Below are 15,142 nucleotides of genomic sequence, written 5' to 3' on the forward strand. Positions count from 1 at the left end.
CAGTCCCGATAACCCGTACCCGGCACTCTGCCGCCACAGGCCCTGATTCGGGACCACTGTAATCTCAATTCACGGAAGTGGATTTTCTCGGACCAGTGATCTCGGGAAGACAGGCAGCTGCAGCAATTCCGAAGCCCTGGGCAAAATCCACCCCCATCAGGCGCAGCTTCTCCAGCAATTCCGGTGTCTCGGCAAACTCAGCAATGGTGCTGATCCCCATACGCTTGGCCAGGTGATCCACGGTACTCACCATCGCGCTGTCGATTTCATCTTCCAGCATATTGCGCACGAAAGAGCCATCGATCTTCAGGTAATCCACCGGCAACTGTCGCAGATAGGCCAGGGAAGAAGCGCCGCGACCAAAGTCGTCCAGCGCAAAACTGCACCCCGCCGCACGCAGCTTGTGGATAAACACCAGCGCCCGATCCAGGTTATTGATCGCACTGGTTTCGGTAATTTCAAATTGCACCCGCGACGGCGCGACTCCCGCCTCGGTCAGCTCACGTAGCACAAAATCGGCAAACTGCTCATCGCCGAGACTGATACCTGAAATATTGATCGCGTAATGGAAACCGCCAGCGCCGCTGCTCTGCTCCAGTGCCATGTACTGGAAAATCTTGCGGATCACCCAGCGATCGACCTCATCGATCATGCCGTAACGTTCCGCCGCCGGCAGGAAAAGTCCGGGGGAGATCACGTCCCCATCCCGCCCCTGCATCCGCACCAGTACCTCGTAGTGGTGCACGCGATTTTTGTCCTGTAGTGCCACCACCGGTTGGCGGTACAGCAGCAGACGATCCTCCTGGATGGCCGCGTGTATCTCCGCAAGCCAGGTACTTTCACGACGCTTTTCCAGTGCCTTGCGGGAATCGCCAAAAAACTTCACCCGATTGCGCCCCTGGTCCCGGGCCGCAGAACAGGCGTCGTTGGCCGAGGCCAGCAACTGACTGGCAGGCGGCGCATGCCGGTCCACACTCACCGCACCGATGGAGAGTGCCGGGCGCGTCTCGCTGTCTTCCCACTCGAAAACAAAACCGCTCACCGCCTCGCGCAGCCGGGTGACGATACGCTTCGCCTCTTCCAGCGTGCAGTCTTTCAGCAGCAGTGCAAATTCATCACTGCCCACCCGCCCCAGCAGGTCCCCGCGCCCCAGGCAACGGCTGAGAATTTTCCCCAGCGCGATCAGCAACGCATCGCCGGCACTGTAGCCGAGGGTGTCGTTGACCACCTTGAACTGATAGACGTCGAGGTAAAGCAGGATATGGTGTTGGCGCGGGCCGGTGTCGGCATTCAGAAGTTGCTGCAGGGAGTGCTCAAAGGCCTGGCGATTGGGAAGGTGGGTCAGGGCATCGTGGCTGTTCTGCCAGCTGAGACGGGAGGAGATACGACGCACCTCGGAAGTATGCCGAAGAATCAGCACATACCCCTGTAATTGCACGCCTTCCTTGAGGCTGTTGATCTGGACACTGACTTCCAGCAGCTCGTCACTGCTGCGGCGCAGATTGGCGCGCAGCTCGCGCCGGCTGGGGATATCGCCCTCGCTGTCACCGCTGGCCAGGTTCAGCTCGAGGGGCTCACCGCTATCATCGAAAAGCGGCAGACCTTCGGCGAGAGACTGCCCCGGCAGCAGGCCTACCAGGTTGCCGCAGAGTTCACTCACCAGCGGGTTACTGTAGCGAACCCTGCCGTAGCGGTCGGTCACGATCACGCCATCGGCCACTTCGCCCAGCGCCAACTCTGCTGCCGCCTGACTCAAGTGCCCCACAGCTATCGCATCGCCACCGGATTCCCGCAGCTGGCCGTGATACGCGGCATTTTTCGGTGTGAACTCAGTCAATGGAATTCCAACTCAACCGGCATTAGCGTCCGGTATTTACGCGGCGGCCCTACATCGGGGCCGCAGAATAATTCGGCGCGTAGCGCGCCCCCGCTCTATCAGGGAAAATAATAACGGCATATTCACCGGCGCGGAAACCTCCAACGGCAGCCTGGCGCCAAATGTGACCCGATTCGCACCGACAGACACAACTGACCTGGGTTTTCCACCGGGTATCCGCGCCTCATCACAGGTGCTGACGCAGGAACGACTTCAGTTTTTCGTCCTCAAACGCGCGCTGCAGGGTCGCACTGAGCAGGCGATTGATCGTGCTTTCCACCTCTTCCGGGCTGGGCTTGATCAGATTGCGATCCTTGCCACTGGTAGTGTAGTTGCCAAAGAAAGTGGCCCCTTTCACCGAAACCTGCAACTGGATGGAAGCGCCGGAATTAACCTTGGTAGTGTACAGCTTGTTGGGGCTGTCGTATTTGAGATCAGTGAGTTTCGCCACCACCTGTACATCGCCGCCGCTCTCGACGCTGCGGAACGACCAGGATTCCAGCCCCTGATACAGCGCGGATGCCATGGAACTCTCGATATCATTGGCCAGGGTCACATTCGACGCGTCCGCGTAAATTCCCCCGAGGCTACCCAGGCCACCGCCGGGCAACTGGTTCTCGCCGCGCGCATACACGGTGTAACCGGCGCCGATATTGTCCGGGGCGACGTCAACTTGCGGTTTCACCGCCACCTGCACCGGGCTGTGGGCACAGGCAGCCAACATGAATGCAAATCCGGTTACCAGCAATGTGGCAAAACTCTTCATCGGTGTACTCCAATTTCTTCAGTGACAACAAAGTGGATGGAATGGCGGTGCGCTCTGAACGCAGATCCCGCCAATCGGTCAGCCGCGATGATGGTGGGCGTGTTGGTGGTCGCCCTCATCCGCCTGAGTTTTTTCTTGCAGGCCGCGTACCGGCAGTGCTGCCTCGTGCGCGGATCCATCGGCAAACACCAGCCGCAGCGGCAATGTCTGCCCGGCTTTGAGAGCAACGCCGTGTACCATCAGGTGGGTGGCACCGGGGCGCATTTCAATGGTGCCGTTGCCTGGCAGAGTGATTTTTTTCAGCGCGCGCATGCGGCTCACGCCGTCCACCTGCCGGGTGGTATGCATTTCAACCTTGCCCTGCGGGTGCGCGGGTAATTCTACCCGCGCCAGTACCCGCGCACTGCCAGACAGGTCACGCAGTGTCACGTAGGCCGCCCCCATGGGCGCGCCAGGGGGCATCTCCCGGGCGTAGCCCGAGATCTCCAGATTTTCCGCGGCGCCCTTGCCGTGGGTGGTGTGGCCGCCGTGCTGCACACCACTCTGCTCTTTAGTGGCTGCGACCGAGCTCAGGGACAGTGCCACCAGGCACACAGCCAGGAGACCGCGCACAGCGCAACGATTGCGAAGATTCATAGTTACGACTCCCGCTTTTTGAGCTTGTTATTGTCAGCGGCACCCTTAAAAGGATGATTAAAGGGGCTACGGACTCTTTTGTAACAGTAATCGGGGTGGGTTGCCGAGTTTTATATCACCCCGCACCCGGTAACCGGGCACCGCCTGACGCAACTGGCTGTATACCCAGCGCCCCTCCGCGTCGGTACGCGCAACAATGATCACCCGCAACTGGTGGTCGCGAATCCGTTGCGCCACCGAAGTCAGCATCTGCACCATGGCGTCGGAGCGGGCGCTCAGCTCACTCTCTGCAAGGGGAACCGTCTGCGCACCCGGCCCGTCCAGGGTCACATCCTGGCGTGCGCGCTGTTGTTCGCGCTGTAACTGCGCACGCACTTCTTTGGACAGAGGATTGCCCGGGGATATTTCATCGGCGGTATTGAGGAAGCTTCTAACCTGCCCGAATGCGCGCTGGCGCAGCGCATCCCGCGCACGGGCAACCAGGTCCATCACCAGGATCTGGATACCCGCCGCCGCCTGGGTATTGCCCGGATCCAGTTGCAACACCTGCAGGTAAAAATCGTAGGCACTGGCGCCGGCGGGCATGGTGATAAAGCCCTCCCGCTGCGCCCGCTCGGCGCGCCCGAGGAAGTGTTGTACGGCGCGCTGCCGGATCTCTTCGGGGCTGGGGCCCGCAGGTTTCGGCGGCGGCACGGGCTTGGGCGGCGCCGGCGGAGGCGGCGTGGCACATCCGCCGAGCAGCGCCAGTAACACCAGCGCGCCCGTCGTACGCCGACAGCAATAAAAACGATCTGAGACCCAATTCACTGTTCTGATAACCGCCTCCACTCGATCACCGGCCCGCCACAGGGCTGTTGTTTTTTTGTACCGCAAGCACCGCTATACTCTTCCGCCCGATATACTGAGCCACCGGCACCCATCTTTCGGGTTTCGGGACCAGCCCGGAACGGAAGCCGGCAAAATCAGTCCAAACCAGACCGACTATAAAGAATTTTGTTACCCATGACTGCGAAGATCTCCGGCTTGCGAACGACAGAAGCGTCACATACCTCAGCCCGCACCGCGCTGTGGCCGTCCCCAGTTTTCGCGATCGCCGCCGCACTCTGCGCGATGTTGTTAGTCTGGGCAGCCCTGTTTGCCACGCCGGCAGCGGCCCGCGACGGTTTCTCTGCCGCGCAGTCCTCCTCGCCATTTGGCGCCCTCAGCAGCGGTCAGGACGAATTCCTGCCCGTGGATCAGGCTTACCAGCTGGATTTCCTGTTTACTGACAGCGGCGCCAGCGCCCTGTTCCAGATTGCGCCCGAGTATTACCTGTACCGCGACAAGCTTGCGCTCTATCGCATCGATGGCGACAACAAAACCCCGCTGCCGCTCACCCTGGAGAAAGGGGAAGTCATCTGGGACGACTATTTCGAAAAGGAGACCGAGGTCTACCGCTGGCAGCTGGAAGTGCCGCTGGACCTGGCAACGCAAGACAAGGTGCAGATACAGCTGCACTATCAGGGCTGCGCCGATGCCGGTCTCTGCTATCCGCCCCAGGTGCGCAACTTTACCCTGGACCCGGTAAGCAAGATCGCCGCCCCCTTTGACGGCGCACCGCCCGCCGGCGGTGCCGGATCCGCCGCGGGCCAGGGCCTCGCCTCGGCCGCAGGCCCAACCGCGGCGGGCAACACCGCCGGCAGTCTGCTGCTCGCCATGGTGTTGGCATTTGGTGGCGGCCTGCTGCTGAACCTGATGCCCTGTGTATTCCCGGTTCTCTCTATTAAGGCGCTGGCAATCACCCACGCCGGCGACCGCCAGCAACTGCACGGCTGGGCCTACACCGCCGGTGTCGTGGGCACCTTTGTACTGATCGCCGCAGCCATGCTGGCACTGCGCGCCGCCGGAGAGGCGGTGGGCTGGGGCTTCCAGTTGCAGTCTCCGGTGGTAGTGGCCGCTCTGGTCTACCTGTTCTTCGCCATGGGCCTGAGCCTTTCCGGTGTCACCGAGTTCGGCGGCCGCCTGATGGGCCTAGGGGCGCACAGCAGCCAGAATAGTGGTCTCGGCGGATCTTTCAGCACCGGTGCGCTCGCCACGGTGGTCGCCAGTCCCTGCACCGCGCCAATGATGGGCTCCGCCCTCGGCTTTGCCGTTACCCAGCCCGCACCGATGGCGCTGGCGGTATTCGCCGCCCTCGGCGCCGGTATGGCCGCGCCCTTCCTGTTACTCACCTATGTCCCGGCCCTGGCCAGGCGCCTGCCGCGCCCGGGCCCGTGGATGGAAACCCTCAAGCAATTGCTCGCATTCCCCATGTACCTGACTGCGGTGTGGCTGCTGTGGGTGCTCGGCCGCCAGACCGGCAGCGACGGGGTAGCCCTGGTACTCGCCGGGGCCGTAGCCATTGCCTTCGCCCTGTGGCTGTGGCCGGGGACTGCTGTCGACGGCCGCCGCAAGCTGCTGCGCAATGCATTCGCCATCGCCGCGGTCGCCGGTGCGGTTTGGGTGCTGCCCAACCTGGACAGCGCAGATCGGCAGATGGCGCAGGCCGGCAAAAGCGACTACTGGGAGGCCTATTCCCCCGAGGCACTGACTGCCGCCCGCGATGAGGGACGCCCGGTACTGATCAATATGACCGCGGCCTGGTGCATCACCTGCCTCGCCAACGAGAAGGTGGTGTTGTCCAGCGATGTAATCAGCGCCGCCGTGGGCGACCTGGGTTTTACCGCTCTCAAGGGAGACTGGACCAATCAGGACCCGCAAATTACCGAACTGCTGGCGCGCTACGGCCGCACCAGCGTGCCCCTCTATCTGCTGTTCCCCGCCGATGGCGGCGAGCCGCAGATTCTGCCCCAGATCCTCACCCGCGACGGGCTGCTGACCGCTATGCGCGGTGCGGTCAGCCAGGAAGCCCTGGTCGATTCGGCCACCGCCACCCCCTGATTCCGCCTTTGTGGCCATTCAAACAGGTGAATAGGCCACTCACCACAAAACTTTGCAGCAAATAGGGCGTGAATTTCGGCGAACTGCGGACAACGTCTCCATTTCCGGATTTAGGGCATGGACAGAGGGTCACTTTTGCGGCAAACTCCCGACCAATCTCGGCAATCTGCTGATTTACGCTGTTTACCGGCAAGTTCTCTGACTTTTTCCGGATTTTAGTCACAATTTCGTGCGCATTACCTGAGGCATAGAGCGAGGCACAGAATGGCTAGACTGCTTTTGCTACACGGCCCCAACCTGAACCTTCTGGGCACCCGCGAGCCGCAGATTTACGGCTCCACCACCCTCGCCCAGATCAATGAAGCGGCCCGCGCCCAGTGCGAAGCTGCCGGTTGCGAATTCGAATGCCTGCAGAGCAACAGCGAAGCAGAACTGGTGGAGCGTATTCACCAGGCCTACGCCGACAAGGTGGACTTCATCGTCATCAATCCCGCCGCCTTCACGCACACGAGCGTGGCCCTGCGCGACGCGCTGGCGGGTGTGGCCATCCCGTTTATTGAAGTCCACCTCTCCAACCCCCACGCCCGCGAAGCCTTCCGACACCATTCCTATCTGTCGGATCTTGCGCTGGGTGTTGTCTGCGGGTTCGGAGCAGATAGCTACACTTTGGCTCTGGAAGGGGCCCTGAAGCGACTTTAACCACAAATTTTTTCATTCGTCGGCTGCGCGCCGGCGTTTATGTATTCACAAATTGAGAGTGACACTGTTATGGATATTCGCAAGATCAAAAAACTGATTGAACTGCTCGAAGAGTCCGACATCGGCGAGCTGGAAATCAAGGAAGGGGAAGAGTCCGTACGCATCAGCCGCGGCTCTAGCGGCGCCTCGGTGCAGATGCCGCAGATGGCCATGCCAATGATGGCGCCTGCCGCACCTGTCGCCGCTCCGGCAGCGCCCGCCGCCGCTCCGGCACCTGCTGCCGAGAGCCAAGCGGAATCCGTACCCGCACTCACCGGGCACCCGGTGAAATCCCCGATGGTAGGTACTTACTACGCTGCTTCCAGCCCTGGCGCCGAGCCGTTCGTTAAAGTTGGCCAGCAGGTAAAAGTGGGCGACGTGATCTGTATCGTCGAAGCGATGAAAATGATGAACCAGATCGAAGCAGACAAGGCCGGCACCATTGAGGCCATCCTGGCAGACGATGGCCAGCCGGTAGAATTTGACCAGCCGCTCGTGATCATTTCCTGAGCGGGGGACCAACTATGTTTGAGAAGATACTGATCGCCAACCGCGGCGAAATTGCCCTGCGCGTATTGCGGGCCTGCAAAGAGATGGGGATCGCCACCGTGGCGGTACACTCCCAGATCGACCGCGACCTGAAACACGTGCGCCTGGCGGACGAGGCCGTTTGTATCGGCCCCAACCCGTCCCCGCAGAGCTACCTGAATATTCCCGCCATCATTTCCGCGATGGAGATCACCGATTCTGTCGCGGTACACCCCGGCTACGGCTTCCTGGCGGAAAATGCAGATTTCGCGGAACAGGTACAAAAGAGCGGCTTCACCTTTATCGGCCCCGACGCCGATGTGATCCGCCTGATGGGCGACAAGGTTTCCGCCATCGCCGCGATGAAGAAAGCCGGTGTCCCCACCGTACCGGGCTCCGACGGCCCGCTGCCGGACGACGGTGAAAAGTGCCTGGAAATCGCGCGCAAAATCGGCCTGCCGGTCATCATCAAGGCCGCAGCCGGCGGCGGTGGCCGCGGCATGCGCGTGGTACACAGTGAAGGCGCGCTGCTGAATGCGATCTCTGTGACCAAATCCGAAGCCGGTGCCGCCTTTGGCGACAGCACCGTCTATATGGAGAAGTTTCTGCAGAACCCACGCCACGTGGAGATCCAGGTGATGTCCGATGGCCAGGGCAATGCGGTGCACTTCGGCGACCGCGACTGCTCCCTGCAGCGCCGCCACCAGAAGGTTCTGGAAGAGGCCCCGGCGCCGGGCATCCCGGACGATGTACGCAAGGGCGTCCAGGACGCCTGTGTGCAGGCCTGTATCGACATCGGCTACCGCGGCGCAGGCACCTTTGAGTTCCTGTACGAAGATGAGCGTTTCTACTTCATCGAGATGAATACGCGTATCCAGGTAGAGCACCCGGTTTCTGAAATGGTGACCGGTGTCGACCTGATCAAGGAGCAGATCCGCGTGTGCGCGGGCCAGAAGCTGTCATTCAAGCAGGAAGACATCAAGATCACCGGCCACTCTTTCGAGTGCCGTATCAATGCCGAGGATCCGAAGACGTTCTTCCCGAGCCCCGGCAAGGTGGAAACCTACCACGCGCCCGGCGGCCTGGGCGTACGGGTGGATTCCCACCTTTACTCCGGTTACTCGGTTCCGCCGAACTACGACTCCATGATCGCCAAGATCATCACCCACGCCGAAGATCGCGAAACCGCCCTGGCGCGGATGCGTGTGGCACTGAGCGAGATGATCGTTACCGGCATCAAGACCAATATTCCGCTGCAGGAAGACCTGGTTCGCGATGCGGAGTTTGCGAAAGGTGGAGTGAATATCCACTATCTCGAGAAGAAGCTGGGGCTCGAATAGGCCTATTAGCTTCTCTTCCCGCCGCGGTGGTTAGTCGCTTTGATTGACCTCCGTGGCGGGAAAGCACCGGGTATCCATTTTCAAAACCGCTGTGAACCCATCCATGGGCGCTGCGTCGGCGACGTCCCTGTCGCCGACGCTTTTGAAAATGGATACCCGACACTTTCCCTTCAGTCTCACCCTTCCCACCCTGTAAGTAGCCCCACTCTAGTAGAATGCACAGAACCCAGAATTGAAGGCTTCGCTGCCGGTAAGGCTTTGCGAGACCGTCTGCGGCCAGGACGGCCGCAGACGAGCCCCCAGGGATGGGTTCACGGCGTGTCTCGCAAAGCCTTACCGGCAGTGGAGCCGCCACCAGACCTGACCGAAGCCACCACCAGCCCCGGAATCCAAAAAGAAATGCCCTGGCTCCAACTCAAAGTGAATACCAACCGCGAACAGGCGGAAAAAATCGAAGACGCCCTGCTGTTTGCCGGCGCCGTCTCCGTCACCCTGCAAGACAATGCCGATCAACCGATCCTCGAACCGGGCCTCGGCGAAACACCGCTGTGGGACGAAACCCTCGTCACCGGCCTGTTCGATGCAGAGATCGACACCAGCGTCACCGAAGCCAAAGCCGCCGCCCACCTGTGTGAACTGCTCCCCATTGCCCGCTGGGAACAGCTCGAAGACAAAGACTGGGAACGGGAGTGGATGAGCCACTACAAGCCCATCCAGTGTGGCGACAACCTGTGGATCTGCCCCAGCTGGTGCGAACCGCCCGCACCGGAAGCCGTCAACATCATGCTCGACCCCGGGCTCGCCTTCGGCACCGGCACGCATCCCACCACCTTCCTGTGCCTGCAGTGGCTCGCCAATGAACCCGTCAGCGGCAAAAGCGCCGTGGACTTCGGCTGTGGCTCCGGCATTCTCGGCATCGCCGCCCTGCTACTGGGTGCCGACACCGCCATGGGTACCGATATTGATCCGCAGGCCCTGCTCGCCAGTCGTGATAACGCCGTCCGCAACGGCATAGACCCGGATCGCTTCCCGGTTTTCCTGCCGGAAAAAGCACCGGCACCCGCAGACAGCAGCGCGGATATCATGCTCGCCAATATCCTTGCCGGCCCGCTGGTGGAACTGGCACCGCAACTGGTCGAGCGCACCAAGGTCGGCGGTCGTATCTGCCTGTCCGGCATTCTCAATAGCCAGGCAGAGAAGGTGAAGGCCGCCTACCGCCAGTGGATTGATTTCGATGCAGATGGCGAAAAAGAAGAATGGGTACGCCTGAGTGGAACAAGGGTGAGGTAAGTATTCGCGGTCAAAGGTCAAAAGCTAAGGCGCTGCAGCCACAAAACTAGCTACAGAGCCCGCCCGCACTACGCGGCAGGCCTACAGACTGATAAACTTCCCCGCCAAAGCAATAATCGTCGAATTCCATGTCGCAACTGGTCACCCGCTGCCCCCACTGCAGCACCTCCTTTCACGTCAGCGAGCAGCAATTGCGCGCCGCTCGCGGTGCTGTGCGCTGCGGCTCGTGCCTGCAGGTCTTCCGCGCCGATGAGAACATCGTCTTCAACGAGGGCGACCCGACCCCGGCCGCAACCAAAAAGGCCATCGACGAATTGCTCGAAGATGACGACTTCCTGATCCACGACGACATCGAACTCGACGGCGACGACCCTGCAGAAGAAGACACGCTGCCCAAGGCAAAGGCCAAGGCCGCCAAACCTGAGCCCAGCCCCCGGGAAAAAAGCGCAGACGCCCGCGAAAACCCACTGATCGACGACGCCTTCGGCGAACAGCAGTGGCAGGACCTGGATGCCGACGAAGAAGAACGGCAGCAGGATCTCGACCTGGACCGCGAGCTCAACCTCGAAGTCGACCACCTCAGCCCCGCCAGCGACGATCCCTGGGCCGAAGAGATCGCGCGCGAAGAATCCAGCGGCATCGGTGGCGCAGAGCCCGCCATGCGCAACAGCGAAGGCAACGAACCGCCGCTCAGTGAAGACCTGTTCAGCGACGATCCGCTGCTGGATCGCGACGAAGACGAATTTCCCCTGGCCGCAGAGCCAGCCGAGGAATTCTCCCCCCGCGAATCAGCGACCCCGGACCTGCCACCGCGCAAGTTATCCACAGGCAACGACCACGCGGACGACCATATCGACCCGAGCCAGCGCGACCAGGCACCGCTGCTGCCGCGGGATCAACTGATATCCGCCATCGGCCCCGCGCCGATCGAAGTCAACTGGCAACCCAAACGCCACCACCTGATCCCCAGCTGGGTGTGGGGCCTCGGCGTCGCGGTGATGCTACTGGCACTGGCCGCCCAGACCGCTTACTTCCGCTTCGACACACTGAGCAAGCGGGAGCCCTGGCGGGCCCTCTATGCGCAGGCCTGCCCGATACTGGGGTGTAAACTCCCGGCCCAGGTCGATATCGATGCTATCCACACCTCCAATCTGGTGGTACGCAGCCATCCGCAGATCGCCGGCGCCCTCGCCGTGGAAGCCGTGCTGCTCAATCGCGCGCCCTTCGATCAGCCGTTCCCGACCCTGCAACTGCGCTTCACCGATCTCAAGAATGCCCCGGTGGCCAGCCGTCACTTCTCCCCGCAGGAATACCTTAAGGGCGAGCTGTCGGGACGCCGCTTGATGCCCGCCGGCAACCCGGTGCATATCGCCCTCGATATTGTCGATCCGGGCCCCGAGGCAGTGAACTACGAGCTGAGGATTGCCACACAGTAGGCATCCCGGACGCTTCTCCGCTCCCAGCCATCCGCTTCCCCGCGCGCGCTACAGTCAGTGCGCGCGGCGCGTATTGCTACAATTTGTTGCACAAACTTCGCCCTAAACGGCCAGCCATCGAACAATTTGCGCGCTTTTTCGCTTTTCCAGCGGCGAACCAGCCGCTATCATAGGCGGCTCTTTTGACACACCAATATTCAAGACCTGATCCCGCGGGAGGGCGAGTTGCCCACGGAATTGCCAAGCAGCTTTGCCATAGGCCCCTACCAAATCGGGGCGCCAGTGATCCTGGCACCGATGGCCGGCGTTACCGATCGCCCCTTCCGCAAACTGTGCCGCGAGCTCGGCGCGGGGCTTGTGGTTTCTGAAATGGTGACCTCGGACACCAGCCTGTGGAACAGCCGCAAATCCAGAATGCGACTCGATCACAGCGGTGAAGCCGGACCCATTTCGGTGCAGATTGCCGGCGGTGACCCGGAGATGATGGCCGATGCCGCGCGCGCGAATGTCGAGCGCGGCGCGCAAATCATCGACATCAATATGGGCTGTCCGGCAAAGAAGGTGTGTAAGAAAGCGGCGGGCTCTGCCCTGCTGCGCGACGAAAAACTGGTCGCCGATATTCTGGAAGCGGTGGTTTCATCCGTCTCAGTACCAGTAACGCTGAAAATTCGTACTGGCTGGTGTCCGGATTCCCGTAACGGTGTGACGGTGGCCAAAATGGCCGAGGATCTCGGTATTACTGCCTTGGCAGTTCACGGACGCACCCGCGCCTGTGGCTACCATGGTCAGGCCGAATTCGATACCATTGCCGAGATTGCGTCTGCAGTGAAGATACCTGTCTTCGCCAACGGCGACATCACCGGCGCGGAGAAGGCCCGCGAGGTGTTGGACTACACCGGCGCTGCTGCTGTCATGATTGGCCGTGCGGCTCAGGGACGTCCATGGATTTTTCGGGAAATCGCCCACTACCTGGCAACAGGGGAGCGGTTACCGGAGCCCTCACTGGATGAAGTCAGGGATATATTGATCACTCACCTGAGTGAATTGCACCGTTTCTACGGTGAGGTTATGGGGGTACGTATCGCCCGTAAACATGTGGGTTGGTACGTGAAAACGCTCGCTGACAGCGAGAACTTTCGCAAGACCTTTAACCAATTGGATTGCGCAGAAGCACAACATGCCAGCGTTCGTGAGTGGTTTGAACGCCGAATAACTAGAGGGGCAAAAGCGGCATGAATAACGAAGCACTGATTCCGGATGCCAGTGATGTGGCATCCACCGGGGGCCAGACTCAACTTCAACAACCGCAGCAGCAGTCGCTGCGCGACGCGGTTGAACAGGCGATGGAAAACTACTTCCGTCACCTGGACGGTCAGATGGTGACCGATGTGTACGATATGGTGCTGTCCGAGATCGAAGCGCCGATGCTGGAAGTGGTAATGAAGCACACCCGCCACAACCAGACCCGCGCTGCACAGCTGCTGGGCCTCAACCGGGGTACCCTGCGCAAGAAGCTCAAGCGCTACGGTCTGCTGTAAGGCGGCCAACCGCCGCGGACAGTGACGTCCCAGGCGGTAAAAATTCGACGAGGGGGGATGGGCTCAGCCTATCCCCCCTCGCTATTTTCTGTTTAGGATGAAATGAATCATCCCTGATCCATTTCATCGTCGCCGCCAAAATACTGGCGCAGATATGTGAATCTGCTGGCATTTTGGCGGCTCGCGCCGGCCTCCGGCCGCGGCGGCACATCCATGTGCCGCATTTAATGACTGCTCTTTACACATCTGAATGGACGATGCGATATGACTGACAAGGTGGCCGTTCGCCGCGCGCTGATCAGCGTTTCCGACAAGACCGGCATTGTGGAATTTGCCCGCGAACTCTCCTCCATGGGCGTGGAGATTCTTTCCACCGGCGGTACCTTCCGCCAGCTCGGCGAAGCCGGCATCCCGGTAGTCGAAGTTTCCGACTACACCGGTTTCCCGGAAATGATGGACGGACGGGTAAAAACCCTGCACCCGAAAGTGCATGGCGGTATCCTCGGTCGCCGCGGCACCGACGACGCGGTTATGGATGAGCACGGCATCAAGCCCATCGACATGGTTGTGGTCAACCTCTACCCGTTCAAGGCCACCGTTGCCGACCCTAACTGCGACCTGCCGACCGCCATCGAAAATATCGACATCGGCGGCCCCACCATGGTCCGCTCCGCGGCCAAGAATCACAAAGACGTCGCCATCGTGGTCAACACCCACAGCTACGACACCGTGATCGAGGAAATGAAAGCCAACGAAGGTCAGCTGGGTTATGAAACCCGTTACGACCTGATGGTGCAGGCGTTCGAACACACCGCCCAGTACGACGGCATGATCGCCAACCACTTCGGCGCACGTAACACCAGCAACGAAGCCCGCGCATTCCCCAACACCTTCAACGTACAGTTCGAAAAAGCCCAGGACATGCGCTACGGCGAGAACCCCCACCAGCAGGCGGCGTTCTACGTTGAAGCCGACGCCGAAGAGGCCTCCGTCTCCACCGCGCGCCAGCTGCAGGGCAAGGAACTGTCCTTCAACAACGTCGCCGACACCGACGCCGCGCTGGAAACCGTCAAACTGTTCGACGAGCCGGCCTGCGTGATCGTCAAGCACGCCAACCCCTGTGGCGTCGCCGTTGCAGCCGACATCAAGACCGCTTACGAACTGGCCTTCGCCACCGACCCGGAATCCGCGTTCGGCGGCATCATCGCCTTCAACCGCGAGCTGGATGCCGAAACCGCCCAGCTGATCGTCGACAAGCAGTTCTCCGAAGTCATCATCGCACCCAAGGTCTCCGCCGCCGCGGCAGAAGCCGTATCCGCGAAGAAGAACGTACGCCTGCTGGAGTGCGGTGAATGGAGCGCAGAGCGCCCCACCGCGTTCGACTACAAGCGTGTCACCGGCGGCCTGCTGGTGCAGGAAAAAGACAACGGCATGGTTGCCAAGGAAGACCTCAAAGTGGTCACCAAGGCGCAGCCATCCGACGAGCAGCTGGACGAACTGCTGTTCGCGTGGAAAGTCGCCAAAATGGTCAAATCCAACGCCATCATCTACGCCAAAGACGGCCGCACCATCGGTGTTGGCGCCGGCCAGATGAGCCGCGTCAACTCCGCCCGCATCGCTGCCATCAAGGCCGAGCACGCCGGCCTCGAAGTGAAAGGCGCAGTGATGGCCTCTGATGCTTTCTTCCCCTTCCGCGACGGCATCGACAACGCCGCCAAGGTAGGTATCAGCGCCGTGATCCAGCCCGGCGGCTCCATGCGCGACGACGAAGTCATCGCCGCCGCGGACGAGCACGGCATGGCCATGGTGTTTACCGGCATGCGTCACTTCCGTCACTAATCAACGTCTGTGCGCGCCGAGTACCACTAAACTCGGAAGCGCAGGGCCGGATACCGGGGCCCATTCGCGAGACTGTCGAAAAGAGGGACCTTTTCGACAAGCCCCCAGGGATGGGTTTACAGCGTGTCTCGCGAATGGACCCCGGTATCTGGCCCGCCACGGAGCTGGCAAATATCTACCCTGCCATCACTCCGTCACCTGCCCGACAAGTTAAGAATGCTAAACTAGCCCACCTA

At 61.0% G+C, this 15,142-nt stretch carries 13 protein-coding genes; 9 read left to right on the plus strand and 4 right to left on the minus strand.

Annotation, left to right across the window (positions count from 1 at the left end; genetic code table 11):
• Positions 1-64: 64 nt before the first annotated feature.
• From ACONT6_RS15275 to ACONT6_RS15290, 4 genes are all read right to left on the minus strand, one after another.
• Positions 65-1,837, minus strand: coding sequence for a putative bifunctional diguanylate cyclase/phosphodiesterase (locus ACONT6_RS15275; RefSeq protein WP_428819295.1), 1,773 nt, complete (start codon positions 1,835-1,837; stop codon positions 65-67).
• Between the two features lie 226 nt (positions 1,838-2,063).
• Positions 2,064-2,642, minus strand: coding sequence for a YajG family lipoprotein (locus ACONT6_RS15280; protein ID WP_428819296.1), 579 nt, complete (start codon positions 2,640-2,642; stop codon positions 2,064-2,066).
• Between the two features lie 78 nt (positions 2,643-2,720).
• Positions 2,721-3,278 (minus strand): copper chaperone PCu(A)C, encoded by a 558-nt coding sequence (locus ACONT6_RS15285; RefSeq protein ID WP_428819297.1) that lies wholly within the window; start codon positions 3,276-3,278, stop codon positions 2,721-2,723.
• Positions 3,279-3,344: 66 nt separating this feature from the next.
• Positions 3,345-4,085 carry an N-acetylglucosaminyltransferase gene (locus ACONT6_RS15290; RefSeq protein WP_428819298.1) on the minus strand — a complete coding sequence of 247 codons (741 nt, stop codon included), beginning with the start codon at positions 4,083-4,085 and terminating at the stop codon, positions 3,345-3,347.
• Between the two features lie 195 nt (positions 4,086-4,280).
• On the opposite strand from ACONT6_RS15290, the gene ACONT6_RS15295 reads away from it, so the two are divergent.
• The 9 genes from ACONT6_RS15295 (at position 4,281) to purH (ending at position 14,906) form a co-directional block, all read left to right on the plus strand.
• Positions 4,281-6,197 (plus strand): protein-disulfide reductase DsbD family protein, encoded by a 1,917-nt coding sequence (locus ACONT6_RS15295; protein WP_428819299.1) that lies wholly within the window; start codon positions 4,281-4,283, stop codon positions 6,195-6,197.
• 264 nt (positions 6,198-6,461) lie between these two features.
• Positions 6,462-6,896 (plus strand): type II 3-dehydroquinate dehydratase, encoded by a 435-nt coding sequence (gene aroQ, locus ACONT6_RS15300; RefSeq protein WP_428819300.1) that lies wholly within the window; start codon positions 6,462-6,464, stop codon positions 6,894-6,896.
• Positions 6,897-6,965: 69 nt separating this feature from the next.
• A complete protein-coding gene (accB, locus tag ACONT6_RS15305; RefSeq protein WP_428819301.1) occupies positions 6,966-7,445 on the plus strand; it encodes an acetyl-CoA carboxylase biotin carboxyl carrier protein in 480 nt (159 codons plus the stop codon).
• 14 nt (positions 7,446-7,459) lie between these two features.
• Complete coding sequence (gene accC / locus ACONT6_RS15310; RefSeq protein WP_428819302.1) at positions 7,460-8,803, plus strand: acetyl-CoA carboxylase biotin carboxylase subunit; 1,344 nt, start codon at positions 7,460-7,462, stop codon at positions 8,801-8,803.
• A gap of 399 nt (positions 8,804-9,202) precedes the next feature.
• Complete coding sequence (gene prmA / locus ACONT6_RS15315; protein ID WP_428821522.1) at positions 9,203-10,093, plus strand: 50S ribosomal protein L11 methyltransferase; 891 nt, start codon at positions 9,203-9,205, stop codon at positions 10,091-10,093.
• Positions 10,094-10,221: 128 nt separating this feature from the next.
• On the plus strand, positions 10,222-11,529 hold the full coding sequence (locus ACONT6_RS15320) for a DUF3426 domain-containing protein (protein WP_428819303.1): 1,308 nt from the start codon (positions 10,222-10,224) through the stop codon (positions 11,527-11,529).
• 225 nt (positions 11,530-11,754) lie between these two features.
• Entirely contained in the window at positions 11,755-12,765 is a 1,011-nt protein-coding gene (gene dusB / locus ACONT6_RS15325) for a tRNA dihydrouridine synthase DusB (RefSeq protein ID WP_428819304.1), read from the plus strand.
• On the plus strand, positions 12,762-13,067 hold the full coding sequence (gene fis / locus ACONT6_RS15330) for a DNA-binding transcriptional regulator Fis (protein WP_143735464.1): 306 nt from the start codon (positions 12,762-12,764) through the stop codon (positions 13,065-13,067). Before dusB ends, fis begins: the two co-directional genes overlap by 4 nt.
• A 264-nt stretch (positions 13,068-13,331) precedes the next feature.
• Positions 13,332-14,906 carry a bifunctional phosphoribosylaminoimidazolecarboxamide formyltransferase/IMP cyclohydrolase gene (purH, locus tag ACONT6_RS15335; protein ID WP_428819305.1) on the plus strand — a complete coding sequence of 525 codons (1,575 nt, stop codon included), beginning with the start codon at positions 13,332-13,334 and terminating at the stop codon, positions 14,904-14,906.
• Positions 14,907-15,142 lie beyond the last annotated feature (236 nt).

This window comes from Microbulbifer sp. MCCC 1A16149 (assembly GCF_050368945.1).
In the GTDB taxonomy this organism is placed as follows: Bacteria; Pseudomonadota; Gammaproteobacteria; order Pseudomonadales; family Cellvibrionaceae; genus Microbulbifer.

Excerpts from the sequence above, each read along its gene's own strand:
- ACONT6_RS15280 (WP_428819296.1), bottom strand. The coding sequence starts at position 2,642 with ATGAAGAGTTTTGCCACATTGCTGGTAACCGGATTTGCATTCATGTTG.
- ACONT6_RS15285 (WP_428819297.1), bottom strand. The coding sequence starts at position 3,278 with ATGAATCTTCGCAATCGTTGCGCTGTGCGCGGTCTCCTGGCTGTGTGC.
- ACONT6_RS15295 (WP_428819299.1), top strand. The coding sequence starts at position 4,281 with ATGACTGCGAAGATCTCCGGCTTGCGAACGACAGAAGCGTCACATACC.
- aroQ (WP_428819300.1), top strand. The coding sequence starts at position 6,462 with ATGGCTAGACTGCTTTTGCTACACGGCCCCAACCTGAACCTTCTGGGC.
- accB (WP_428819301.1), top strand. The coding sequence starts at position 6,966 with ATGGATATTCGCAAGATCAAAAAACTGATTGAACTGCTCGAAGAGTCC.
- accC (WP_428819302.1), top strand. The coding sequence starts at position 7,460 with ATGTTTGAGAAGATACTGATCGCCAACCGCGGCGAAATTGCCCTGCGC.
- prmA (WP_428821522.1), top strand. The coding sequence starts at position 9,203 with ATGCCCTGGCTCCAACTCAAAGTGAATACCAACCGCGAACAGGCGGAA.
- ACONT6_RS15320 (WP_428819303.1), top strand. The coding sequence starts at position 10,222 with ATGTCGCAACTGGTCACCCGCTGCCCCCACTGCAGCACCTCCTTTCAC.
- fis (WP_143735464.1), top strand. The coding sequence starts at position 12,762 with ATGAATAACGAAGCACTGATTCCGGATGCCAGTGATGTGGCATCCACC.
- purH (WP_428819305.1), top strand. The coding sequence starts at position 13,332 with ATGACTGACAAGGTGGCCGTTCGCCGCGCGCTGATCAGCGTTTCCGAC.